A 25,678-nucleotide genomic window follows, 5' to 3' on the forward strand; every position below is an offset into this window, starting at 1 on the left:
GCGCCTCCCTTTCTGCTCTTCACATTCCTGTGCCTTCAAAGCAGAGAAAGGCAGACAAAAGGCGGATAAAAGAAAATGCTGCCTCAAAAGGCGCACTCAGTAAGGCTTTGTCCGGAATTGGGGCTTGGACGAATGAAAGGCCGGCCAGCGAGTAATTCACGTACGTTAATCCAGTAATCCGCCGGACAAGCCTTTACGGGTTTTTCAACTTCCGTAAACCGGATAGAACAACATTACGGATGCTGTTCTATACTAAAGAGTGGATTTCAATAGTGGAAGGGTGAATCTCCCCAAAAAAATAATTTAGCCTGAAATTCACCCTTTCTGCTGTTTTTGTTGTCTTTTCCAAGTAAGCCTTCTTTTCTTATGGAATCAATCTCAACCAGACTAAAATGCTTTTTAGAGCATAAAGGCCTCAGTACTACTGCCTTCAGCCGTGCCCTGCATTACAAGAGCTGCGAAAAGATCGCCCGCCTCTTCCGTTCGCAGGGCGCCAAACCCAGTGTAGACATCGTGGCGGACATTGCCCTCCGTTTCCCCGAGTTCAATATCCGCTGGCTGATCAGCGGACAGGGAGAAATGCTGCATGCGGCCTACCGTGAGCCTTCTGCAGACAGCCTGCTTGAATTCCTCCCCCAGCGCTCTTTCCCCACTTACCAGCTGGAAGCTGAAGTGGAAGCCATCGGGGAAGAACAGGCGCAATAGTACCCACCCTGCCCAACAATGGCACATTCCCGTCCATTCACTTCCGTGCAATGCGGGATTGCACTGCCATACCGCTGCAGCGATGCAGTACATGGCGTTATGCCCCTGCAGAAGCTATTGCAAACCAACCTGCATTCCCGCGATAACCCTAATAAAAAGGGCCTGCCTTGAAAGGCGGCCCTTTTACTACACTTACTTTTATATATCGCTTTTATTTAGACACCCCTGTGAAATGGCTCAGTTATAGCCTTGGTTCTGGCTAAGGTTGCCCACCCTTACGTCTTCGTTGGGAATGGGCAGCAGTTCGTTCTTGTTGGCCCTGAAGCCCAGGGGGCCCAGTTCTGTGGCGGCCTTGCCCCAGCGCACGAGGTCCAGGTAACGGAAGCCTTCGAATGCCAGCTCCAGGAACCTTTCGTTTACGATCGCGTCGAACAGCGCGGCGCCGGCGGGCTGGATCTCCGGCAGTTTCGCCCTTACCCTTACTTTATTCAGCTCCGTTCTCGCACGGGCTTCGTTGCCCGCCCTGTAATAGGCTTCGGCGGCCATCAGCAGCACGTCCGCATAACGGATCAGCTTGGTGTTGGTACCGTAGTTCAGGTCGGTAACCGCCCCGCCCTCGCTGGTAGTTTGGGTGGAGAATGCGCCGTATTTACGCTGCCAGTACCCTTCAAAATCCCATACATTGGTAGCGTTCCACTGACCGCCGCCGGCCCTCAGCTCGGTAACGGACAGGATGGTATTCTTCCGGCGCTCCACATCGCCGGCTGCGATATAGGCGTCGTATAACTTCTTTTTAGGCAGGTTGAAACCCCAGCCGCCCAGCAGCGAATCGCCGGGCATGGCCTTGTAAGGCTCTTCGCGCGGCCCCATCAGTTTGATGTGGATATTGCTTTCCACCTGCCTGAAACGGTCCCAGGGAAAGTTGTCCCAGTTATATTTTTTGGCGGAAGAGAAGGGCACTTCAAATACGCTTTCAACGCCAAACTCACCCTGTTTTGCAAATGCGGCGGCGAATTTGCTTTCCAGGTCATACTGCCCGGAAACGATCACATCATTGAATTTGGCGGCTGCATCGGCCCATTTTTGCTGGTAGAGATATACTTTCCCCAACAATGCCTGCGCTGTTCCTTTCGATGCCCTGAAACGCTGCGAGGCGGGGAGCGCGCTTTTCACAGGCAATACGGCAATAGCTTCCAGCAGGTCTTTTTCCAGCTGGGCGTATACTTCGGCGCGCGGCGTGCGTTTGGTGGTGCTGTATTCTTCCGGCTTCAGGTCGCGCAGCACAAGCGGCACATCGCCCCACAGGGCGGCCAGCTCGAAATAATAATACGCCCGCAATGTTTTGCATTCGGCTATCAGCCTTTTTTGCAGGTCTGTTTCGCCTTTCACGCGGTTGATCACCTGGTTGGCGCGGTACACACCAAAATAATTCACCCGCCAAACCCACAGCACGCCCTGGTTCTGGGCGTCGGTGGTAAAATCGTCCAGGCTCTGGTAGTGGCTCTGGTCGCCGGGATCGTTGCCGCCGGCATTCCCTTCGTCGGAGGGAAGGGTTTTCACCAGCAGCGGGCTGCCCCAGCCCCAGTTATACTCAGCCTGCAAAAAGTCGTAAGCTGCATAAGTGGCCGCCAGCGCATCGTTGTCCGTCTGGTAATACTCCTCGATCGGCGTCCGCCCGGGAATTTCCTGGTCCAGGAAATTCTTGCCGCAGCTGCTGCTTAGCAACAGGGCGGCCGTTCCGGCGATGATATATTGAAAGCTGTTTCGTTTCATGATGATTGGAATTCAGGTTAAAAACTAAATGAGAGGCCGACGATAGCTGTGCGGGGGATCGGGTATACGCCGCGGTCGATGCCCAGGCTGTTGTTCTCGTTGCTGCCGGCTTCCGGATCCATTCCCTTGTATTTGGTGAAGGTGAAATAGTTGTCCAGCGAACCGTAGATCCGCGCATTGCGGATGTGCGCTTTTTTCAGCAGGCTGGCCGGAAGCGTGTAACCGAGCTGCAGCTGACGGATACGGGTATACGAACCGTCGAACAGCATTTTGTCGCTGTTGTAAGCGTATTTGCTGCCGGAGTTGGGCGCAAACCATGCATTGGTCTTGTTTTCAGGCGTCCAGCGATCCGTCCAGAAAAATTCGGGGCGGTTGGCCGTGGGCCTGTCTATCCTGTTGAAACCCATCAGCACGTCGTTCCCCTGCTGGCCCTGCACCAGTACCATCAGGTCGAAACCTTTATACGATGCGGTAAGGCGGGCGCCGTACACGAAGTCGGGATGCGGGCTGCCGATATATTGATAGTCCCCGTCGGAGATCACGCCGTTGCCGTCTGTATCAACCGGGATGGGATCGCCCACTTTTATACCCTGGTCTGTACTATGATTCTTCAGGAAATCGTCTACCTGCGCCTGCGTCTGGAAAATGCCATTCGTTTTAAAGCCCCTGAAATACCAGATAGGCTGGCCCTGTTCGAACCATGACGCCCTCCAGCCGGTGCCTACTTCACTGCCGGGGATCCTGTCCACGAATTCATTCAGCGACACCACTTCGTTCTTGATAGTAGTGAGGTTGGCGCCGATCTCGAATTTGAAGGCCTTGCTATTGTCGTTGCGGTAACTCACTTCAAACTCCCAGCCTTTGTTCCTTACATCGCCGCCGTTCACGATGTGCAGCACGTTGCCTACAAAACCGGGTACGGTGCCGGGCGTGAGCAAGCCTTTCGTGAGTTTGTTATAATAATCCACCACGAGGCTGAGGCGGTTGTTAAAGAAACCCATGTCTGCACCAAAGTCAAGCTGCTCGCTGGCTTCCCACTTCAGGTAAGGGTTCTCCAATCCCGCGGGCTCTGCGCCCACCAGGAAATTATCATTGAGGTCGGGGAAACCGATGCCTTCCGTGGTGATCAGCGACTTCCAGTCACCGATCCTGATATTGGCGATGCTGCCATTCCGCCCCCAGCTGGCGCGTAGTTTCAGGTAGTTCATCACGCCGTCGGGGAAGAAGGCTTCGTTGCTGGCTACCCAGCCTGCAGACAGCGAGGGGAATGTGCCCCAGGTGTTGGCCGGCGGCAGCAGCGACGATCCGTCCCTTCTCAGGATAGCGTTAAAAAGATACTTGCCGTTGTAATCGTACTGGATCCTGCCGTAATAGCTCACCATGGAGGTTTTCGTGGCAAGGCCGTTCAGCCGGTCCTGGTCGTCGGGCACAAAGTCCGGGTAAGAGAATTTATCGTCTTCGCGGAACATGCCGGAGGTAGTTCCGTTCAGCCGGTCATAACCGCGGCGGAGGGAGCTCATGCCGGCCATTACGCTTACGTCGTGGCGGCCGAATTTACGGTTGTAATTGGCGAAGTTCTCCCACTGCCAGTTGTACCAGTTCTCATTGTTGTCTATCGTACCGGATGCGGTATTCAGCCGCACGCTGGACCACCAGAAAGTGGGCGTCCAGGCGTGGTTGCGCTGGAAAGCGGCGTCCAGCCCGAAACGGCTGGTGACTTTCAGGCCTTTGATGGGCTCCAGCTCAGCGTATACATTGCCTACTACTTTATGCTGGGTGGTGAAATTGTGCGTGATGGCCATCTGGGCAAGCGGGTTGCCGGCTTCGCCCCAAACGTAGTCAGACACGCCGTAGTAACGTCCCTGAGGGTCCTTGATGAGGGAATATCCCGCGGCGATGGCATCCTGCACACGCTGCGGCAGCGCGCCGGTGAATACCACGGGCATGGTGGGATCCAGCAGGATGGCGTTGTTGATCACGGAGCCGAATTCATCGTCTTCCGTAATGCCGTTCGTTTTATGATAAGCGTAGCTCAGCCTGTTGCCTATATTCAGCCAGGGCTTTACCTGGTGGTCTGTATTGAGGCGCACGGTGTAGCGGTTGAAGCGCGCTTTGTCGCCGCCGATCACACCGTCCTGCGCATAAATGGTGCCGCCGAGGAGGTAGGAAGATTTTTCGCTGCCGCCGCTGACGTTGAGCGCGTATCGCTGTACGGGAGCATTCTGCGAGATCTCATCCAGCCACATGGTGCCGGTTTTGCCTTTCCAGTCTGCGGGGTTCGGCCTGTCTACCGTTACGCCCGCGTCTGCCAGGTATTGGCTGTATTGTTCAGCGTTCATCATCTTCATGGGATTTTTGATGCGCTGGCTGCCGTACTGCATGCTGAAATCGATGCGTGGCGTGAGGTCCTTGTGGCCGGTTTTGGTGGTGATGATCACTACGCCGTTCGCACCTTCCGCGCCATAGATCGCCGCTGATGCAGCGTCTTTCAGTACTTCCACGGATGCGATCTCGGAAGGGTCCAGGTATTCGATGCCGCCTGCGCGCATGCCGTCTATGATATACAGCGGCTCTGAAGAACCGTTGGAGCCCGTACCACGGATGCGCACACGCATGGCACTGCCGGGCGAGCCTGAAACGGGCAATACGGTTACGCCTGCGGTGCGTCCCTGCAGGGCCTGTTCTATGCGGCTGGAAGAAACGGTGGAGATCTCAGCAGCTTTGATGGAAGAGATAGCGCCGGTCACCAGGCTCTTGCGCTGGCTGCCGTAGCCTACCACCACCACTTCGTTCAGGTCGCGGTTGGATACGTCCATCGTCAGGTCCACCGTACGGTCGGATGTTACGACGATCTCCTTGGATTCATAACCGAGCAGCGACAGCTGCAACGTTTTGCCGGACACTGTTTCCAGCGAATATTTACCATCGCCATCCGTCTGGGTGCCCCGCATTTCTCCCTTCACCTGGATAGACACTCCGGGCAGCGGCGTGCCGCTCTCGCCGTCTGTAACCCTGCCGGATACACGAACTTTCCGCGCAGTGTCTACCATGGCGCCGCTCACCATCATGCTGGTTGCGCCGTTGAGCCGCAGCAGCGGCTGGGCAGCATGTTCCTCAGCGTTCGCCTCCTGCTTTGCGGGGCCGGGGGACTTTGGGCGGGGAACTTTATTATCATTTTCATTCAGCGGAACGATCGCCCAGGTATTGGGCTGCACGGCCTGTGCCTGCAAACCATGCGGCACCAGCAGCGCGCGGAGCATTTCTTCCACGTTGTCGTAAGCGGAAGGCGTGAAATTCACTTTTACTTTGGGTAGTTTTTTGGCTTCATACAGCAGATCCACTTTATAATCCTTATGGATCTCCTTCAGTAGCTGCACGAGGGATTTCTGCTGCATTTTGTCTTTAGCCGGCTGCTGCCATCCGGGGCGTGGCTTGCTGTTAAAGGCCACGTCCTGCCTGGTTTCAGCGTACGACCCGCTGGCAGCGGCTGTAAAGGCCGCAACCAGCATGGCCGTTTTCAGCAAATAGTTAGCATTCATAAATTGGGAATTTTTAACGCGGGTAAAACAAAAATTTATTTTTTGGTTGACATTATTCGGGCTTTCAGACCTTTTCCAAGGCTGTCAATTCTCTCGTTCCGGGCTGTTTTTTGATCGGTATTATTCCTTCACTCTTTCACGGAAAATACCAGCTGATGGTCCTTCTCTTCGATCTCGATGTTCATTGTCAGGGAAAGCGCCCTGCTCAATTGTGCAATGTTCTCGGCATACAGGTCGCCGCTGATCCGTTTCTGCGCAATTTCCGGATCAGCGATGATCACTTCATATCCGAACTTGGACAATATCATCGTGGATATATCTGCTATGGACGTGTTGTCGAAATGATAGCGGTGGTTACGCCAGTCTGCGATCAGCTCAGTGTTCACGGATTCTTTCAGCTGCGAAGCGTCTTTATCTACCAGCACTTCGTCTCCCGGCTTCATCATGATCACCTTCGGGCCCTGGCTGATGGGCGCATTGGCCGTGAGCTGCACCCTGCCTTCCTTGAGAGATACGGTGGTGCGCGCGCCGAGCATATTCACGTTGAACTTGGTGCCGAACACTTCCACATCTATTTCCTTGGCATGCACGATAAAACGCGCGTTGCCGGCGCCGGGCTTTTTCGTGATCTCGAAATAAGCCTCTCCTTCCAGCCATACGGCGCGGCTTTCAGCGGCATTCCATTCTTCAGGGATGCGCAGGGTGGAATTGGCGTTCAGGTAAACGAGGGAACTATCCGGCAGCAGCACCTGCCTGATCTCGCCGTAAGCGGTACGGTATTCCGTCATGCCGCCGGAAACGAGGTGGCAGTAGATAAAATATGAAGCGTAGGCTATGAGGGGAAGAGTAACCGCAGCGGCCATTACGCGCAGTATCCTCCGGCGTATGGCGCCGGGGCGCTGGCGGCTCAGCCGGGACTCGATACTGCGCCAGCTTTCCTGCGTCTGCTCCTCCGGCACCTGCCGGCGGCGGAAGCGGAAGGGCGCATTCCCGGGGTCCTGCGGCAAAGACTGATCTTCCATAACGTGTTTTCATAGAAGACACGGGGATATACCTTTTGATACTCTTTTTTGGAGAACTTTTTTTGAGGGATCAGGTTAACACTTTGAAAAACAGCCACCAAAGGGGCGCCTGGCCCATTAAATTCCTCAGCTGGGCAATGGCTTTATGCGCCAGGTTGATCACGCTCTGGTAGTTGACCTTCATGATCTCGGCGATCTCGGGGTAGGAAAGCTCTTCATAAAAACGGAGATAGATCACCTCCTTCTGTCTTTTGGGCAATTGGTTCAGGTACTGGCTGAGTTTCAGCTGCTGTTCGGTTTGCTGCTCAGCCGCGATAATAATGTCTTCCGGGGAAAATTCTATGTCCGGCTCTTCGCCGGGCAATATCTGCATGGACCTGATGCCGCGCAGCTGGTTGAGCGCCTGCCGCCGCAGCGCAATAAAAAAGAAGGCGCGCACATTGCGCAGGGAGCCGGTTTCTTTTTTCCGGTACCATACGCGGATAAACACTTCCTGCACGGCATCTTCCGCAAGGCTTTCGTCTCCAAGCATGGCAAGCGCGTACCGGAACAGTACCGGGTGCAAATGGCTGTGGATGTGCGCATAAGCTCTTGTATCTTCCTGCAAAACGGCCTCCCAGTAACTGGTCAGGTCCTCGCCTTGGTCATAGGTACCCGGCATGAGTGATGATCTGGGTTTTGATTGTGGAACTGTCCTGTAAAATAACGATTCTGCGGGAAAAGAATGGCTATCTTTAAAATGAATAATATCTCATTACCCATGATAGGCATTTTTTGGATAGTGATGTCCGGCATTTGGATACTGATCATCTACCTCGCTATCAGGAACCGGCGGCGCGGGGCTGGCAACGATGCAGAAGCCGGCTTTACCCCAGATTACACGCATTTCGACACAACGCATCACCACCAGCCCACGGGCGGCTTCGACGGGTTCGACGGCGGCAGCGGAGGCGGTGGCGGCGCAGATGGCGGATGGGGTGACAGCGGCGGAGATTCCGGCGGGGACTCTGGTGGCGGAGACGGTGGTGGTGGCGGAGATTAAAGAAAAAAGGCACAAGCTGAAGCTCGCGCCCGTTATATTAGCAGCATATTCCTATAAGGCAGTTGAATGTCTTGCGGCGCGGGCCGGGGTACCTGTGCCGGTACCCTGCCTGCACCTGCTATGAAAGGTTCCTCAATCTGTTACAGTTCTCATTTTCCCCTGCCATGCGGCGGGAGAAGGGCATCATTGTTATGTAAATGGCTGAATATCTTTTTGGGCCAATACATGGGGTTTGCCGGTCCTGGCTTCCTTTGCATGCAAATTTATACAGCCTGTACTGCAATTCAACCACATAAAGATGTGAAATCGCCATTTCGCCGCATCGGCTGTCTGAATAACCGGCCAAACCGTTTAATTTTACAGGATCAGTTGATTATGCAATGCTCCAATAAGGATATGCCCCTCATGACCGTCATGCTGTTTGTGCTCCAGTTCCTCCCCGCACAAGCCATGCCCCAAAGCTGCCTGTACACGCGCATTACGGTGGAAGACGGGCTGCGCGATCATGTGAACGCCGTGTACCAGGACCACATATGGCCGGGCGCTGGCGGCTATATGCATAGCGGGAACAGTGAAGGGCCGGCCATGATGATGCAGGTGCAGAAGCCCCTGTGGCAGAAAGGCTGGTTCTATGCCGTGCTGGCGCTGCTCATCGGCGGGGTTATTTATGTCATACACCGCCTTCGCGTGAACCAGTTGCTGGCCACCGAAAAAGTGCGGCGCCGCATTGCCCGCGACCTGCACGACGATATAGGTTCCACCCTCACTTCCATCAACATTATGAGCAGCATGGCGCAGCGCACAGCCGTGCAGCTGGACCTTGCCAAGACCCAGGACTTCCTCGTCAAGATCGGGGAAAGCACCACACGCATGATGGAAAGCATGGACGACATAGTATGGAGCATCAACCCGCTGAACGACAGCACGCCCCGCGTGATCGCCCGCATGCGTGAGTTTACCACCGGCCTGCTCGAAGCGCGGCAGATCGGGCTCACTTTTTCCATAGACGAAAAAATCTACAGCCGCAAGCTGAAGCTGGAAAGCCGTCATGATTTTTTTATGATCTACAAAGAAGCCATTACCAACATTGCCAAGTACGCCCGCTGCACTTTCGTGGACGTACGCATCCAATTGCGGAAAGGCCGCCTGGTGCTGCGCGTACAGGACGATGGCGCAGGATTCAATGTGAACGAGGCGGGCGAAGGAGACGGGCTGATGAACATGCAGCGCAGGGCCTACCGTATGAACGGGCAGCTGAGCATACAGTCGCAGATCGGCAAAGGCACCGTGATCACGCTGATGTTTCCCACCACATAGGTATGTGATTGGCGGAATGCGGGCTGCAACTTACCTTTATGAAGCACTAACAATACCCCTGGATATGATCCGAATCGTGTTATACGAAGATAACACCAAGCTGCGGGAGAACTTAACCTTACTGATCGGTGGAGCACCCAACTATGTAGTATGCGGCGCATTCAGGAACTGCGATCATATTTTGCAGCAGACCAGCGAGCTGCTCCCCGACGTTATCCTGATGGACATTGATATGCCGGGAACCAATGGCATAGAGGGCCTCCGCATCGTGCGCAGCCAGCATCCTAACCTGCCTATACTCATGCTCACCGTGTTCGACGACAACCAGCACGTGTTTGAGGCCATCAAAGCAGGTGCAGACGGTTACCTCCTCAAAAAAACGCCCCCGGAAAAACTGCTGGACCATATCCAGGACGTATACAACGGCGGCGCGCCCATGACCTCTTCCATTGCGCGTCAGGTGCTGCAGCTGTTTGCCCGCCAGCCTTCAGACCGCAACGAGCTGTACAATCTCTCCGGGCGCGAAAAAGAAGTGCTGCAGTTATTGGTGAATGGGTACAGCTACAAGATGATCGCTGCTGAAATATTCATCTCTATAGACACCGTGCGCTCGCATATCAAAAAGATCTACGAAAAACTGCACGTCAATTCCAAATCAGAAGCCGTGGCGAAAGCTTTCAGGGATAAACTCGTGTAACGGGCCGCCCTGTTCCTTCCCGTTAGCCGGCGCATTTGCCGGGCGCCCTCCGCAAACCACATCCTTATGTGATTGCATACCGGTTTGAACTTCCTCAATTTTGTGTCTCCCAGGAAATTATTTCCCATAACATCACATTGTTCCCCAAAAGGGCACACCGCGCGTGTGCCCATTCTTCATTGCATGCAACACTTTTGGCCGGAAATTTGTTACCTATGCACTAAACATCCAAAAAATGATAAAGCAACTGACCCGCTTCTTAATGGTACCCATGGCAGCAATGCTGCTGTTCAGCGCCTGCGCTTCACAACAGGGCGCTTCTGCACCAACGGCCAGCGGCATGAAAAAAAGTGCGACCGGCAAGTGGACCCTGAATAACGTGAGTTACGAAGGCCTCCCTTCCACTGCCAAGATCAAAACGGTATTTTCCAACATCCCCCCGGACTGCCTGCAGGGCAGCAACTGGGTACTGCCCAGCAACGCCTATGGCTCCTACACCCTCAACGCCACCGGCGCAGGATGCCCCACCGGCACCCAGAAGATCGTTTGGAGCACCCTCAACCAGGGCGGCCAGATCATGATACAGTTCAAGGAACTGATGGACGGGGTGAAGGCCAAAAACATCACGGACGGCTACCGCGTGGAACTGCAAAGTGCGGACAATGCCTCTATGACATGGCGCGCGCCGGTATCTTATGAAGGAAAAACAGCCTACATAATATATTCATTTAGCAGGCAATAAGAAAATAATCCTGTAAACAGCAAAAGGAAAAAGCGCGGGCGGATTTTGCCCCGTTTTTTCCTTTTTTCTTATTGTATCTTTGCCCTTCGTTTTTAGAATTATTATGAAAGCATTTAACTTATTTATCAAATACCGCCTGCCCCTGGGCATCGTGCTTCTGCTGGCCGGTATTGCCCTGGGCCTGGCCTTCGGCTGGTGGGAAGCCGCTATCGTACTCGTATTGGCCGTGATCTGCATCGTCACACATTTCCTGTTCGGCCCCATGCGCCTCATACAGGAAGCCGTGGAAGCGGGCGATGTGGAAACAGCCAACCGCCTGCTGAACCAGATCAAGTTCCCCAAACTGCTTATTAAGCCCATCCGCAGCGGTTATTACATGATGCAGAGCAATATGGCCATGTACAGTCAGGACCTCGATAAAGCCGAAGCAGCCGTGAAGGCCAGCATCAAGTCCGGCAGCCCCATGAAGGAATACGAAGGCATGCAGTACTTCCAGCTGGGCACGATTGCTTACCAGAAGAACGATATCAAAACGGCGGACGCCAACCTGAAAAAAGCCGTAAGGCTGGGTCTGCCCGATAAAGAAAATACCGCCGCAGCCCTGCTCACCCTCTGCTCTATCGCCATGAGCCGCCGGGATTTTAAGACCGCGAAAGATTATTTCCGCCGCGCAAAAGCGCAAAAGCCCACAACCGACCAGATCGTGAGCCAGATCAAGGAAATGGATAAATATATCAGCCGCATGCCGGGTTGATACCTGTAAAGTAATTATACAGCAAAGGGGCTGACCGTTCATTCCGGTCAGCCCCTTTGCTATTCCGTTTATTCATATCTGTGCCAATGCCTGGGCCAGGTCGGCCTTCAGGAATGCAGGCTCTTCCAGCCCGATGTATATCCTCACCATCCGGTGCTTAGGCTCCTCCACCTGGAATCCGCCTTCAGGCAAGGCGGCGCAGGCCGGAAAAATGAGGGATTCATGCCCGCCCCAGCTCACGGCCATCAGGAAGTGCTGCAACGCATCGCAAAACCTTTCCACCTGTGCCGCGCTGTTTGCTTTCAGTTGTATCGTAAATAAACCCGCCGCGCCTTTCATTTGCCGTTGCGCCAGCTCGTATTGCGGGAAATCAGGATCGAGGGGATAGCATACTTTTTCTACCTGCGGCTGCTTTTTGAGCCACTGGCAAATGTCCTGCGCACTTTCCTGGCTGCGTTTCAACCTTATTTCCATCGTACGCAGGCCGCGCAGCAGCAGCCACGCGGAGAAGGGCGCGATCACGCTGCCTACGCTCAGGAACTCGGATACGAATATCTTCCTCAACAATTCCCTGCTGCCGGTCAGTACGCCCGCTACCGTATCGCTATGGCCGCTGATGAACTTGGTAGCGGATTGCAGGCAAAGGTCGATGCCCAGGCCGGCAGGCTGCTGGTATAAAGGCGTGCTGTAACTGTTATCGAGAATGGTAATGATGTTTTTGCTTTTCGCCAGTTTGGTGATGGCCGCAATATCCTGCAATTCGAAGGTAAAAGAATTGGGCGACTCCAGGTAAATGAGGCGGGTATTGGGTTGTATGGCCTTCTCAAAATTCTCCGTACACTTTCCGTCTACAAAAGTGGTTTGCACGCCGAAGCGGGGAAGGATGTTTTCCATGATCTGGCGGGCCCAGTTGTAGGGGTCTTTTACACAAACAATATGATCGCCCTGCTGCACCTGCGAAAGCACAGCCACGAAAATAGCCGCCGCCCCGCTGCCGAATACCAGCGCGTCTTCTGCGCCATCCAGCGCGGCCAGCTTTTGCCGGAGGATGTCTATCGTAGGATTATTGCCCCTGCTGTAAAGGAAACCTTTATACTCATCCTGCAACAGCGCCCGCATGTCCGCAACGGTATCGAATGCAAAATTGCTCGTTTGCATGATGGGCGGGGCGATGGCGTTGAAATAAAGCTCCCGGTCTTCCCCTAACTGATTGATAATATAAGATAGATCCATAGTCCAAATTAAGTGCTCTGCGTGTTCAGGATTTTTTCCGGACAACATACCGCATGAAAATGTAAATCGGCAGGCCTGCTACAAACCATACCATGCCGCCCAGCGCCTGGCCCAGGTCGGTGATAAAAATATTGACCGTTACAAAAAGATATACCGTGATAAAAAATGCCGGAATGAAGGGGTAGAGCCTCATCTTGTAAATACCCTGCCCGTCCAGGTGCGCCGTTTTTTTCCTTAACACAAAGATAGTAGCCGCGGCCGAAGCCAGCCCGATGGAATCGAACAGCATGACGTAGCGGATGATCGTGTCAAAATTGCTGAGGAAATACAATAACCCGACCACCAATGCAGCGAATACTGTCAATGCCACTTCCTGTACCTGCGTTTTGCTGTTCACCCGCTTGAAGATGCCCGGCAGCACGCCGTCTTCCGCCATGGCGTAATACATTCTCGGGTTAGACATCAGGTTGACGTTCGCGTATCCCAGCACAGAGAGGAACAGCAGCACACTCGTGATCCTGAATCCATATTCCCCGAAAAAAGCTCCTGCCATACGTGCCGCCAGTGCGTCGGTAGTTTTCAGCTGCTCGAAGCCGATCACTTTCACGTACGCGTAATTCACTGTGATATAAAGCAGCAGGATGATGCCGATGCCCAGCATGATGGACTTCGGCATGTTCTTCGCCGGCTCTCTTACATCGCTGCCGAAATTGATCGTTTGCTGGTAGCCGCCGTAAGTAAAAAAGACCGGCACCAGCGCTGCGCCGAAGATATATGCCCAGCCGTGAGGCGCAGCCACAGCCGCTGCCGTTTGACGCGGCGCTATGTTGTTGCTGAATGCGGCCAGGCACAGCAGCAATACCAGCGTGATCTTAAAGACGGTCAGTACATTCTGCCAGCTGGCGCTCATGCGGATGCCCGATAAATTGATCAGGTACAATATCAGTACAGCCCCGATGGCGATGGCCTTCCGGCCGCCTTCATGCTGGATGGTTTCGGGGAGCAGCACAGGACCGATATATTCGGCGCCTACGATACAAACGGCGGCGATGGATGCGGCGTTGGATATCAGGAGCGTCCAGTTGATCATAAAAGAATAAGCGGGGTGGAAGCCGTAAGACAGCACTTTATAGAACCCGCCCGCCACGGGGTAGCGGCTGCCTATTTCCGCATAAGTGAGCGCCCCGCAAAGGGTTACCAATCCTCCCAATACCCAGACCATAAAAAACAGCGACGGGGTGCCGGTTTCCCGGGCTACGCTCACCGGCGTCCTGAAAATACCCATCCCTATTACCAGCCCTACCACGATCATGGTGAGGTCGAACGGGCCCAGCTTTGGTTTAATGCTCATAACTACAAGATAACCGATTAACTGCTTATTTACATAAAATATCCGTAGGTTTGCCCCCGGTAAACGGTTGCCCCTGATCTTGATCGGGCATTAATAGGGAATCCGGTGTAAATCCGGAGCTATCCCCGTAGCTGTAAACCCGCCGCCTGCATCCCATGCAGCGCGATGTTTTCCGGGATCCTCCAGCCACTGTTCCGATAAATATTGGAGCGGGAAGGTACCTCCGGGAAGCGGGCAAGCCAGAAGACCTGCCGCATTACCTTCCATTCCCTGCTTCGGGTGAAAGCAGAGAGCATGTTGCACTTATTCAACCTATAGACGTACATGAAAAAGAAAAGCTCAATGCTTACTTTCGGCTTGCTGGCTATATGCTATGCAGCTTCCGCGCAAGATTCCGCGCAGGTTTCCCAACTGAACACCTTTGTAGTGACCGCTACCAAGTTCGCCAAAAAACAAAGCGAAACCGGTAAAGTGCTCACCGTGATCACCAGCCAGCAGCTTGCCCAGAGCGCAGGCCGCACGGTGGCCGATGTATTGAACGAACAGGCCGGCATCGTGATCAACGGCGCGGGCTCTAATCCCGGCAAGAACAGGGAATTGTATTTCCGCGGCGCCACCAGCCAGTACACGCCCATTCTCATGGACGGCATTCCCGTAGCGGACGCCACCGGCCTCACCGGCAGCGCCATCGACCTGCGGCTGCTGCCTGTAGACATGGTAGAGCGCATCGAGATACTGCGCGGCACACAAAGCACCATGTATGGGGCAGACGCTATTGCCGGCGTAGTGAACATTATTACCAAAAAAGGCGGAGACAAACCTGTGAGCGCTTACGGCGACCTCGTATGGGGAAGCAACCGGAGCCTGAAAGGCTCGCTGGGCCTGCGCGGGCAGCAGGATAACGTGGATTACAACGTGAATTTCACGCACTACGAAACCGACGGCATCTCCGAAGCCGCCGCGCCTGACACGCTGAAAGATCCTCAATTCGACCGCGACGGCATCAAACAGAACGCGTTTATGGCCAACGTGGGCATACAGGCAACAGAGCACCTGAAGCTGCGCCCCTTCCTCTTTTACAGCGATTACAAAAGCCTCTACGACGGCGGCCCCTTTGTGGATGCGCTGAAGAATAACAACAAGTCCAACCTGATCCATACCGGCATCCGCGGGGATTATGACCTCAATGGCAAAGGACAGGTACACGGCAATTTCGCCTATCAGAAAATAACCCGCCGCGACGAGAGCGCCTGGGGCGTTACTGACCTCGACGGCCGCAGCTACTTCGGCGAGTTGTATGGCAACTACGATATCACCGACTGGTTCCAGGCGCTGGCAGGCGTGGAATACCGCAAGTCTGAGATGTTCGACACTACTTTCCGCAACCCCTACGGCATCCGCGACCAGTACAATACCAGTCCTTATGCAGCCCTCTTTATCAGGAACCTGCACGGTTTCAGCCTTGAGCTGGGCGGACGGTATACCATGCATTCCAAATACGGCAACAACTTTACGTACACGATCAATCCATCGTACCTGGTATCGGACAAGTTGAAGATCTTCGCCAGCATTGCATCCGGCTTTAAAGCGCCTACGCTCACCGCGCTGTACAGCATCTGGGGCAGCGAAGACCTGAAGCCTGAACATGCTACCAGCTACGAAGCCGGCGCCCAGGCCTTTTTGCTGAACGATAAGCTCAACCTGCGCGCAGTGGTATTTAAACGCGATATGAAAGACGTGATCGCTTTCATCCCCGCTACCAACAAATACGTGAACTTCAACCAGCAGCACGATAAAGGTCTCGAAGTGGAAGCGGCCATCCAGCCTGCGAAAGGGCTGAACGTACGGCTGACTTACGCTTATGTAGACGGCAAAGTGACCACCCAGAACGTTCCCGGTAAAGACACGACCTACAACAACCTGGTGCGCCGCCCCAACCATACCGGCACGCTGAATATAGGCTACCAGGTTACCAAACACCTGTTCGTCAGCAGCACCCTCAGGCATACCGGCAGCCGCTACGACCAGTACTACCCGCCTTTCCCGCAGCCGATGGAGGTTGTGCAGCTGGAAGCTTACACTTTGCTGGATGCGTATGTTGAATACCGTTTTTCGCCGAAGGCTAATATTTTCTTCAACGCAAACAATATCACCAATAACAAAAAATACTGGGAAATTTACGGCTATTCCGTGCTGGGCTTCAACATGGCCGCCGGCGTATCCTTTTCACTGTAATCTTTAAATTCACAACAGATGTCTATCAGGAACCTACAGCCCCGCTTCTTCGTTCTGCTGCTGTTCATCATTGTGGCAGGCGTGCTGCGCATCACAGCCGCAGGCAATATCACGCCCTTCTCCAACTTTTCGCCCGTAGGCGCCATGGCACTGTTTGGCGGCGCATGTTTTGCGGACAAATGGAAAGGATATGTATTCCCCCTGCTCACGCTTTTCCTCAGCGATGTGATCATGATGCAAACGGTATACAAAGCCTATTCCAACGGCTTCATGTTCAGCGGCTGGTACTGGATCTACATCGGTTTTGCCGCCAGCGTGCTGATCGGGCAGCTCGTGATCAAAAAGATCAGCGTCGGCAACATTGTGCTGGCCAGTGTACTGGCAGCCGTTGTGCACTGGCTGTTTGCTGATTTCGGTACGTTCATGAGCGAGTTCAATATGGACATTACCACCGGCAAACCTTTCACCCGCGATCTTTCCGGGCTCATCAGGTGCTACACCCTGGGGCTGCCGTTCCTGAAGAACACGCTGCTGAGCAATCTTATATTCAGCGGCATTTTCTTCGGGCTGTTCGCCTACATGGAGAAAAAGATACCGGCGCTGGCTGTACGTTAAAATATCATCCGGGGCTGGCTGCATGGCCGGCCCTTCTTCTTATCCTCTTAAACTGCTTACCATGATCGCTTCCTCATTCCTCCCTGCCGCCACCCAGATGATCTACGACATGGGCCTCCAGCACCTGCTGCAGGGCATTACCTTTGAGTGCCCCGCCGTTGCGCTGGCGGAAAAGCAGCGCGTGGTGCGTTATGTGCTGGAAGGAAATACTTACAGCAGCGAGGAAATAGACCGCATCTTTTCCGCCTCCAAAGCACAGGGGAAAAGCCTGTATTATGTAGACGAGCCTTTGCTGGAAAGCATTTCGCCGGACATCATCTTCACGCAGGATGTGTGCGAAGTATGCCAGATCGATACGCATTGCACGCAGCAGGCCGTATATAAACTTAGCAAACAGCCGGAGCTGGTAAGCCTCAGCCCCAACAATCTCACGGATGTATTCAACTGCGCCATCACCATCGGCAAGGCCCTGGGTGAGGAAGCCACTGCCTACCGTTACCTGGCCGCACTGCAGCAGCGCCTGGATCATATTACAGACCGCCTCCGCCAGCACCGCGCACCCCTGCGCCGCGTGATGATCATGGAATGGATGGCGCCCGTGTACAACTGCGGTCACTGGATCCCTTACCAGGTGGCATATGCAGGCGGGGTAGACATGCTGTCCAATCCCGCCGGCGATTCCATCGTTACACCCTGGGAAAAAATATTCCGTTACGATCCCGAAGTGCTGGTGATCGCGCCCTGCGGCTTCCTCACAGGCCGTTCCGCGGAAGAACTGCACCTCGTCACGAATGTTCCCGGCTGGGATAACTTACAGGCGGTGCGCAACAATGAAGTGTATCTCGCGGACTACGACCTGTTCACCCAACCCAGCGCCAGCACCCTGGTAGATGGCGTTGAAGTACTGGCTCATCTTTTTCACCCGCAGGTGTTTGAGGCGCCGGAAAGGCTGAAGGGGAAGTTCAGAACGCTTGCGTTGCAGGAAGTTTAACCTTTTTCAGCAGAGACAAAACAAGAACGGGCCTCAACTGAGGCCCGTTTCACTTTACATGCAACTATATTCCTACTTGATCAGCCACATCTCTCCGTTGATGTCGTCCGTACCGCTGAACTGCCTTTGCAGCGCGGCTTTCACCTGGTCGTTGTTCGTCTGGTATTCGCGTTGCGGGTAGAGCCAGCGCTTGGGAATGCGGCCGCCGTTGGAGTTGGCCGGGCCCACATCGAACCTGGGAATGCCCGTTCTGCGGTACTGGTAATAGGCCTGGCGGCCTGAGTTCATGAAAAAGGCCAGGTACTTCTGTATTAGTATCTGCGAAAGGCCTTCCGCATTAACGCCCTTGTATTTTGCTTTTGCTGAAGCAGTGTACCACGCGTTGAACACATCATCCGAAATACCATAAAAATTCATAGATGCCTTGATGCCTTTTTTATACCAGGCCTCCGCATCGCCGGGCGCCCAGCCGCGGTGGACCGCTTCTGCAATGGTAAAGCACAGCTCAGGGTAACCCACCTGGATGCAAGGCTCGCCGCTGCCCGTTGCCCAGTAACGTTTTTCGTTGCCATAAGAAAGAAAACCCTTGGCATTTTGTGAACTGAGATCACTGAGCACGTCGCCCGTACGGCCGCCCTTGTAGGAACTGAACCTGGTGGCATAACCGGGGATGTTGTTCGCCTTGGCGGTGTCTACCGGTTCTGCTATTTCAAAAGTGCGGGGGTCCTGGTAGGCGGTCAGCGTGTCCAGGTAAGTGGCGCCCATGTTGTTGCGGCCACGGTCAAACCCACGGTTGTAGGGCCCGAGCGGGTAACGGTTCTCCTGGATGTTGCCATTGAAGATCACGCTGTAATTGTCGGTATTGCCTTCCATGATGGGATAACGAGCGGGATCATTGAGAATGGCAGCGAACTGTTCTTTTATCTTCAGGTCCGCATCATCCACGCGCTTGCTGAGGTTGATCAGTACGCGCAGCTTGAATGTGTTGATCAGTTTGCGCCATTTGTTCAGGTCGCCGTCAAGCATGAAGTCGCCGCTGATCTTGTTGCGCACGGCGGCGGTGAGGAATGCGTGCATTTCGGCACTGGCTTCATCCAGCAGCTTCAGGCTTTGCACGAACACTTCTTTCTGGGTATCGTATTTCGGGGTGAAATTGTCTGAAGCAGCATTCATCGCTTCGCTCATGGGCACATCGCCGAATTTCATCGCCATGTCCACATAACACCAGGCCTTCAGGAATTTCGCGATAATGAGGTAAGGTTTGTTTTCATCGCCGCCCAAACGGTTGGCTTCTTCTTCCATTTTCTGCACATTGCGCAGCACGCCGTAGCGCATGCCGGTAGAGCCCCAGTTGTAGCCCTGGCTGGCATAATAATCGAAATTGCTTACCCAGAACTGGTTTTCCCGCTGCGCCTGGTCCCAGGGATTTTCTTTCAGATCGATGAGGACGCCGGTGAGCAGCAGCGTGGGCGGCGAGCTGGTGGGCTTGTTGGGATTGTCTTGCAGGGTGTCGAATTTTTTGCAGGCAGGCATGGCTGCAGCCATGGCCAGGCATAATATGATCGTTGGAATGCGTTTCATGTCAAAATGGTTTTTGCGGATCAGAATACGAGGTTTACGTTGATGCCGTAGCTCTTTACGGACGGCGTTTGCAGCCCGTTGTTGCCTTCAATGAACTGGTCCAGGTCTATGTTCTTATGCTTCGTGAGGTACAGCAGGTTGCGGCCTACCAGGCTCACGTTAGCCGTTTTGAACGGCGTGCGCGCCAGCTGTTTGGCCGGGATGTTGTAAGTGAGCGTCACGTCGCGGAGCTTGAGGAAAGTCTGGTCGATGATATTGGAAACGTCCGCCCCCATTAAGTTATACGCCCAATCCTGGAAAGTGGTCTTGTTGGTATTCGGCGCAAACTCGCGCGTGTCGGAGATCACGTTGCCGTCGCCATCCCTTTTCAGCTCACCCTTGATGATCACAACGCCATCGCCTACCCAATGCGGGATAGGTTTGTTGTTGCCGTCGCGCAGCGCATCCTTTTCCCTTGCGGCAGGAGCGGCATCCGGGTGGCGGCCGCCTTCCCAGAGTTTCTTGTTCACATAGTTGAGCGTTTTACCGCCATAACGGCCATCCAGCAGGAAGGAGAAGCGGAAATTGCCGTAGGTGAAGGTGTTGGTCAAACCGCCGAACCAGTCCGGCGTAAAGAATCCCACGCGCTTAGGCAGCGGATCGCGGATGGGCAGGCCGTTCGCGCCATAAACGATCTTCCCGTCGGGCGAACGCTGGAAGTCGGTCGTGTAATAAGCATCGGCGCGTTCGCCTACTTTGATATTGCCCAGCTTCTGCTGGCTGCCGTAGATCTCTTTCAGGATGGATTTGTAGGTAGACCAGTTAGCTGCTACGTTCCAGCTGAAGCTGCCGCTTTTTACCGGCGTTGCCCAGAGAGAAACTTCCACGCCTTTACGTTCGTATTTGAGGCCGTTGAGCTTTTTGCTGACGAAGCCGGAAGCTTCGGAAACGGGGTTATCAAACACCTGCGGGCCGTCTATGCTCCTGAACCAGGCCGCGTCTATACCGATGCGGTTGTCCAGCACGCGAAGGTCCGTCCCGATCTCGATGGATGAGCTAAAGGCCGGCTCGATCTCGTCATTGAAGATCTTATCAGAAAAATAAGCGGATGGCATATTATTCCAGCGCGTGCCCAGCGTGTAGTTCGCGATATTACTGTACAGCTCCAGGTCGCCGCCCACGCGGGCGTAAGAGCCGCGCACTTTCCAGAAGGTGATCGCTTTGGGCAGCGTTATCATTTCGGAAATAATACCACTTAAAGAAACGGAAGGATAGAAGTAGGCATTGTTCTTCAGCGGAAGGGTAGACGATTTGTCCATCCTGCCGGTAAGGCCGAGGTAGAGATAATCGTTGTAAGACAGGTCCACCGCGCCATACACGCTGCCTACCTGCTTGGTGGCGGTGTAATTGGTCGGCCTTTTCGGTTCGCTGGTGTTTTCAAAATTATACCACATCGGGATGAGCAGGTCCGCCGTTTCACCGTAGATATTGCGGTTGTTCAGCGTGCGAAGGTTGGCGCCGGCGTTCACTGAAAGGGCGAAACGCTGGCTCAGGTCTTTGTCGTAGCTCAACAGGAAATCTGTATTGTTCTCAAAGTTGTAGGTATACCATTCACGGTATTTCCCTTTCCGGTTGGCCTCGTAAGCGCCCGCGGAGTAAGGGAGTTTATTGTTCTCATAAAGATTGTAGGTGTTGATATGCGTTCTCACCATCAGGTTCAGGTTCTTCATCACCTTGTAGTTGAGGGAAGCGTAGCCGTAGATATCGTCTTTGTAATATCCTCTCAGCCATTCGTTCGCAACAAACCAGGGGTTGTTGTAGCGGAAGTACTCGAAGTTGTATTGCTGGATGCCTTCTTTACCGGGCTGCCAGTAGTTCTTCAGGTCTCTCACATCAAAGTCTGCGCCGCCCCAGAGCGTGAGATAATAGATGAAGCTGTTCGGGCCGTAGGCTACGTTTGGATAGTTGGGCGTGTATTGTTTATTGTAATTCACAGCCACTTCCATACGCAGCTTTTCGGTAAAATTAATGCCGCCGGTTACGTTGAAGTTGGTGAGGTTGATGTGCGTATTGGGCACCTGTCCGCGTTGATAAGTATGCGACGCGGAAAAGCGGATGTCCGTTTTTTCGTTGCGCGACGATACGGCGATGTTGGTCACGGAAAGGAAACCGTTCTGCAGGAAGTTCTTCAGGTTATCAGGCCCGCGGCTCAGCCAGGGAGTAGGAATGGGTTTGCCTGTAGCGGGATCTATCGGGCTGTCGAACTGCGGAAGTTCTTTCCAGCCGCTTTTGGTGGAGGGGTCTTTTACGTTGAACTTCGGCCCCCATTGGTTGTAGTCCACATCGTTCACACCGCCGCCCATGCCGTCGCCGAAGGCATATTCGCCGTAGTCGCCCGGGCCATAATCGTTTTGTGTAGTGGGAATGGCGTTGTAGCCCATTTCGAGCTGGTTGCTGGAGTTGAACTCCACGCGCGTACCGGTGGTACCACGTTTGGTCGTGATCTGGATGGCGCCGTTCACCCCGCGTGAACCGTACAATGCAGAAGCGGTGGGACCTTTCAGCACCGAGTACGACTCAATGTCGTCCGGACTGAGGTTCCAGGAATCGGAGCTGATAGGCACGCCGTCTACCACGATCAATGGTTTCACCCCGCGGAGGCGGATGTCAGGATTTCCAAAAAGGCTGGGATTGGACGCGATGAGCAGGCCGGAAACCTTACCGGATAAGGAATTAATGGCATTAGGCTCACGCGCTTTCACCAGTTCAGAACCTTTCACTTCCTGCACGGCAAAGCCCAGCGCCTTCTTTTCTTTCTTGATGCCGAGTGCGGTCACGACTACTTCATTCAATGCTTTTTTGTCCTGCAGCAATGTTACATTAATAACAGAACGGTTTTCCACGGCTACGTCCTGCGGGGTAAAGCCCAGGAAGGTGAATTGCAAAACCGCGTCGGATGCGGCTTTGAGGCTGAATTTACCATCGGCGTCGGTAACGGCCCCCGTGTTGGAGCCTTTTACCTTTACCGTTACGCCCGGCAATGGCTGCTGGTCTTCTGAAATTACCCGGCCTGAAAGCTGGGATTGGGCCCAGGCTGCCGTACAGAGGAATGTAGCGGCAAGCAGCAGGATGACGGCCCTGAGCTGAGGTTGTAAAATGTGTTGCATATGGTGTTACAGATTAAGCGGAATGGTATGCAAATGTGCTTATCATGTGTTGCCCTAATGTTAAGTATTACTAAATTAACAGTATAGAAATATTAAAATAATAATTACTTAACACGAGAGATTGATTTAGTAATTATAAACACCCGATCTTTGGTCTATTCTCCTGGAATCGGCTACAACATTGATCTTATTGGCTACTCTAAAAAATTTCTGCGGAAAGTACTGCCAAGTTAAAGAAATTTTTTAATTTACAAATATTAAACAAAGAATAGTCAACCAGGTTTGCAATAACTAAACATCAGCCATGACTATGTTTACCAAAAGGCTTCAAAATTCCAATGGGATCTTCTTCGTGCTCTGGTGCCTGACCGCATCGTTCGGAACCTATTTTTGTATGTATGCCTTCCGCAAACCCTTTAATACGGGATTATATGCCAACCTGGAATTATTCGGGCTCGGGTATAAAACCGTGCTCATCATTGCACAGGTATTGGGTTATATGGTGTCCAAGTTCATCGGCATTAAAGTGATCTCCGAACTGAAGCCTTCACAGCGCATACCGCTCATCGGCGGGCTGATACTCTTTGCAGAGCTGGCTTTGTTGGGTTTCGCACTGGTGCCTTATCCGTACAATTTTATATTCCTTTTCCTCAACGGCCTGCCGCTGGGCATGGTGTGGGGCGTGATATTCAGTTTCCTGGAAGGCCGCCGCTTCACGGAAATACTTGCCATGGGGCTGAGTATCAGTATCATCGCGGCTTCCGGCGTACTGAAAACTATTTACCTTGAAATACAGGAGCTGCTTCCGTTCATCACCGAATTCTGGATGCCGTTCGCTGTAGGGCTGCTATTCATGCCGTTGTTTTTTCTTTTTGTCTGGATGCTGTCCGTGATACCGGCGCCTACGGAAACGGACAAGCTGCTGCGCGTGGAGCGGCAGCCGATGACGCCGGCGGATAAAAGCAGCATCGTGCGCAATTACTGGCCGGGCCTGCTTTGCATCCTTCTGATCTATTGCCTGCTCACCACCATGCGCGATTTCAGGGATAATTTCAGCGTGGAGATATGGAACGAGATCGCGGGAGGGCCCTGGAGCCGGAATATACTCGCACAAACCGAGCTGATCAGCACCGCCGTAGTGATCGTGTGCGTAGGCGCACTGTCTGCCTTCCGCAGCAATATCCGCGGGCTGTGGGCCACGCTGGCTTTAATGGCCTGCGGCATATTGATGAGCGGCGGCAGTACATTGCTTTTTCACCAACACGTGATCGGTCCTTTCAGCTGGATGCTTTCGCTGGGCACAGGACTTTTCCTTGCTTATATTCCCATACAGGTGGCCTTGTTTGAAAGATTGATCGGGATGTTCAAAATGAAAGCGAACGCGGGTTTCTTCGTGTATGGCTGCGATGCGCTGGGATACCTTGGCAGCGTGGGTTTGCTGCTGTACCGGGAGTTTTTTATGAAAGACCTGCGCTGGAGCCGGGTGCTGATGCAGTTCAGCTACTTGCTGTGCTTCGCCTGCCTGGCGCTGTTGTGCATAGCATTCGTATATTTCAACCGCAAATACGGCATCAGCAGGCTTTGGAGCAAAGAAGAACCTGCCGCCGGGATGCAAAAAATGTCAGTACATCTATGAAGAAACTGTTATTCACACCGGGGCCGCTCAGTACGTCCCGCACTGTGAAAGAAGCCGCGCTGGAAGATATGGGCTCAAGGGATGAAGCTTTTATTGAGACCATCCGTTTCATCCGCGATGAACTGCTGGCGCTTGGGCATGTCAGCAAAGCGGAGGGTTACGAAACTGTAATTATACAAGGCTCAGGCACTTTTGGCGTGGAAAGCGTGATCAGCAGCGTAATTGGAGAGAACGACCACCTGCTCGTGCTCAGCAACGGCGCATACGGTGAGCGTATTGCGAAAATGGCCGTGATCCACCACCTGCCGCATACCGTGATCCGGTTTGAAGAAGATGAAACGGTGGATCCGGAAACCGTGAAACATTTCCTTGCGCAGCACCCTCATATCACGCACGTAGCCTGTATTCACAGCGAAACCACCACCGGCCTCTTCAATCCCATCAGTGAGATCGGCGCCATCTGCGCCCCGGCCGGCAAAACTTTTATTGTAGACGCCATGAGCAGCTTCGGCGGCTTGGACATCGACATTAAAGCCGCGCATATACAGTTCCTGGTATCTTCTTCCAACAAATGCATTGAAGGCATTCCCGGCTTTGCGTTCGTGATCGCGGAGAGAAATGCATTGCAAACAGCCAAAGGCCGCGCCCGCAGTCTCAGCCTTGATCTGTATGAACAATGGCATGGGCTCGAAACCAGCGGCCAGTTCCGCTTTACGCCTCCCACCCTCAGCATGATGGCTTTTAAGCAGGCCTTAATTGAGTTGCGGGAAGAAGGCGGCATTCCCGCACGGGAAGCGCGGTACCGGCAGAACAAGGCTGTGCTGGACAGCGGGATGGACGCCCTGGGTTTTACGCAATACCTTCGCCCGGAAATACAGGGACACATTATCACTTCATTCCTCTATCCCGAACATCCGGGCTTTCAATTCGAAGAATTTTACCGCCGCCTCAGCGCGCGCAACTTCGTGATATATCCCGGCAAACTCAGCAAAACCAATGCTTTCCGCATCGGCAATATCGGGCAGATCTTCCCGGAAGATGTGCAGGCGCTGGTGCGCGCCATCGGCGGTATCATGAAAGAAATGCAAATCGCAACCCAGCCCTAGCCTGACTATTTGATGATTATGTAAAAACGGGATGCGTTTGCATCCCGTTTTTTTTATTTCATACCAGCGCTTACATGAAAAAAGAACGTTATTGCGAGGAGCAGCAGAGCCAAAGCGGGTGGGGCGACGAAGCAATCTCTTGCATTGAATTGACACACTCCATTTTGGGAGATTGCTTCGTCGCGCTTTCTGC

At 53.6% G+C, this 25,678-nt stretch carries 19 protein-coding genes and 1 riboswitch; of the genes, 11 read left to right on the forward strand and 8 right to left on the reverse strand.

Annotated elements, in window-relative coordinates:
• Nucleotides 1–366: 366 nt before the first annotated feature.
• Nucleotides 367–705, forward strand: coding sequence for a hypothetical protein (locus R3I13_RS03770; protein ID WP_346316588.1), 339 nt, complete (start codon nt 367–369; stop codon nt 703–705).
• 237 nt (nt 706–942) lie between these two features.
• On the opposite strand, the gene R3I13_RS03775 is transcribed toward R3I13_RS03770, so the two are convergent.
• The 4 genes from R3I13_RS03775 to R3I13_RS03790 all read right to left on the reverse strand — a co-directional run bounded on the left by R3I13_RS03775 (nt 943) and on the right by R3I13_RS03790 (nt 7,700).
• Nucleotides 943–2,478: a RagB/SusD family nutrient uptake outer membrane protein gene (locus R3I13_RS03775; RefSeq protein WP_346316589.1), complete on the reverse strand. Its 1,536-nt coding sequence runs from the start codon at nt 2,476–2,478 to the stop codon at nt 943–945.
• Nucleotides 2,479–2,495: 17 nt separating this feature from the next.
• Entirely contained in the window at nt 2,496–6,017 is a 3,522-nt protein-coding gene (locus R3I13_RS03780) for a TonB-dependent receptor (RefSeq protein WP_346316590.1), read from the reverse strand.
• 128 nt (nt 6,018–6,145) lie between these two features.
• The gene (locus tag R3I13_RS03785) at nt 6,146–7,039 is read right to left on the reverse strand and encodes a FecR domain-containing protein (protein WP_346316591.1); all 894 of its coding nucleotides are present in this window, start codon (nt 7,037–7,039) and stop codon (nt 6,146–6,148) included.
• Nucleotides 7,040–7,109: 70 nt separating this feature from the next.
• Nucleotides 7,110–7,700: a sigma-70 family RNA polymerase sigma factor gene (locus tag R3I13_RS03790; RefSeq protein WP_346316592.1), complete on the reverse strand. Its 591-nt coding sequence runs from the start codon at nt 7,698–7,700 to the stop codon at nt 7,110–7,112.
• Between the two features lie 99 nt (nt 7,701–7,799).
• Here R3I13_RS03790 and R3I13_RS03795 point away from each other — a divergent pair, with 99 nt between their 5' ends.
• The 5 genes from R3I13_RS03795 to R3I13_RS03815 all read left to right on the forward strand — a co-directional run bounded on the left by R3I13_RS03795 (nt 7,800) and on the right by R3I13_RS03815 (nt 11,591).
• Nucleotides 7,800–8,081, forward strand: a complete 282-nt coding sequence (locus R3I13_RS03795) for a hypothetical protein (RefSeq protein ID WP_346316593.1) — start codon at nt 7,800–7,802, stop codon at nt 8,079–8,081.
• Between the two features lie 375 nt (nt 8,082–8,456).
• Complete coding sequence (locus tag R3I13_RS03800; protein WP_346316594.1) at nt 8,457–9,398, forward strand: ATP-binding protein; 942 nt, start codon at nt 8,457–8,459, stop codon at nt 9,396–9,398.
• Between the two features lie 64 nt (nt 9,399–9,462).
• Nucleotides 9,463–10,095 carry a response regulator transcription factor gene (locus R3I13_RS03805; RefSeq protein ID WP_346316595.1) on the forward strand — a complete coding sequence of 211 codons (633 nt, stop codon included), beginning with the start codon at nt 9,463–9,465 and terminating at the stop codon, nt 10,093–10,095.
• A gap of 235 nt (nt 10,096–10,330) precedes the next feature.
• Nucleotides 10,331–10,837: a hypothetical protein gene (locus tag R3I13_RS03810; RefSeq protein WP_346316596.1), complete on the forward strand. Its 507-nt coding sequence runs from the start codon at nt 10,331–10,333 to the stop codon at nt 10,835–10,837.
• 103 nt (nt 10,838–10,940) lie between these two features.
• Complete coding sequence (locus R3I13_RS03815; RefSeq protein ID WP_346316597.1) at nt 10,941–11,591, forward strand: hypothetical protein; 651 nt, start codon at nt 10,941–10,943, stop codon at nt 11,589–11,591.
• Nucleotides 11,592–11,663: 72 nt separating this feature from the next.
• Here the strand turns inward: R3I13_RS03815 and R3I13_RS03820 are convergent, their stop codons facing one another.
• Both R3I13_RS03820 and R3I13_RS03825 read right to left on the reverse strand, forming a co-directional pair.
• Nucleotides 11,664–12,824, reverse strand: coding sequence for a PLP-dependent aspartate aminotransferase family protein (locus R3I13_RS03820; RefSeq protein ID WP_346316598.1), 1,161 nt, complete (start codon nt 12,822–12,824; stop codon nt 11,664–11,666).
• Nucleotides 12,825–12,849: 25 nt separating this feature from the next.
• Complete coding sequence (locus R3I13_RS03825) at nt 12,850–14,175, reverse strand: amino acid permease (RefSeq protein WP_346316599.1); 1,326 nt, start codon at nt 14,173–14,175, stop codon at nt 12,850–12,852.
• Between the two features lie 47 nt (nt 14,176–14,222).
• Nucleotides 14,223–14,446: riboswitch (cobalamin riboswitch) on the forward strand.
• A gap of 53 nt (nt 14,447–14,499) precedes the next feature.
• On the opposite strand from R3I13_RS03825, the gene R3I13_RS03830 reads away from it, so the two are divergent.
• The 3 genes from R3I13_RS03830 (at nt 14,500) to R3I13_RS03840 (ending at nt 18,016) form a co-directional block, all read left to right on the forward strand.
• Nucleotides 14,500–16,410 (forward strand): TonB-dependent receptor, encoded by a 1,911-nt coding sequence (locus tag R3I13_RS03830; protein WP_346316600.1) that lies wholly within the window; start codon nt 14,500–14,502, stop codon nt 16,408–16,410.
• A gap of 18 nt (nt 16,411–16,428) precedes the next feature.
• Nucleotides 16,429–17,025, forward strand: coding sequence for a DUF6580 family putative transport protein (locus R3I13_RS03835; protein WP_346316601.1), 597 nt, complete (start codon nt 16,429–16,431; stop codon nt 17,023–17,025).
• Nucleotides 17,026–17,086: 61 nt separating this feature from the next.
• Nucleotides 17,087–18,016 (forward strand): ABC transporter substrate-binding protein, encoded by a 930-nt coding sequence (locus tag R3I13_RS03840; protein WP_346316602.1) that lies wholly within the window; start codon nt 17,087–17,089, stop codon nt 18,014–18,016.
• A 72-nt stretch (nt 18,017–18,088) separates the two neighbouring features.
• On the opposite strand, the gene R3I13_RS03845 is transcribed toward R3I13_RS03840, so the two are convergent.
• Both R3I13_RS03845 and R3I13_RS03850 read right to left on the reverse strand, forming a co-directional pair.
• Nucleotides 18,089–19,597 (reverse strand): SusD/RagB family nutrient-binding outer membrane lipoprotein, encoded by a 1,509-nt coding sequence (locus R3I13_RS03845; protein ID WP_346316603.1) that lies wholly within the window; start codon nt 19,595–19,597, stop codon nt 18,089–18,091.
• 20 nt (nt 19,598–19,617) lie between these two features.
• A complete protein-coding gene (locus R3I13_RS03850; RefSeq protein ID WP_346316604.1) occupies nt 19,618–22,743 on the reverse strand; it encodes a SusC/RagA family TonB-linked outer membrane protein in 3,126 nt (1,041 codons plus the stop codon).
• A 304-nt stretch (nt 22,744–23,047) separates the two neighbouring features.
• On the opposite strand from R3I13_RS03850, the gene R3I13_RS03855 reads away from it, so the two are divergent.
• Nucleotides 23,048–24,379 (forward strand): DUF5690 family protein, encoded by a 1,332-nt coding sequence (locus R3I13_RS03855; RefSeq protein ID WP_346316605.1) that lies wholly within the window; start codon nt 23,048–23,050, stop codon nt 24,377–24,379.
• Nucleotides 24,376–25,485 carry a 2-aminoethylphosphonate--pyruvate transaminase gene (locus tag R3I13_RS03860; RefSeq protein WP_346316606.1) on the forward strand — a complete coding sequence of 370 codons (1,110 nt, stop codon included), beginning with the start codon at nt 24,376–24,378 and terminating at the stop codon, nt 25,483–25,485. Before R3I13_RS03855 ends, R3I13_RS03860 begins: the two co-directional genes overlap by 4 nt.
• The last annotated feature ends 193 nt before the right edge of the window (nt 25,486–25,678 follow it).

This window comes from Chitinophaga sp. YIM B06452 (assembly GCF_039655965.1).
Taxonomy (GTDB): domain Bacteria; phylum Bacteroidota; class Bacteroidia; order Chitinophagales; family Chitinophagaceae; genus Chitinophaga.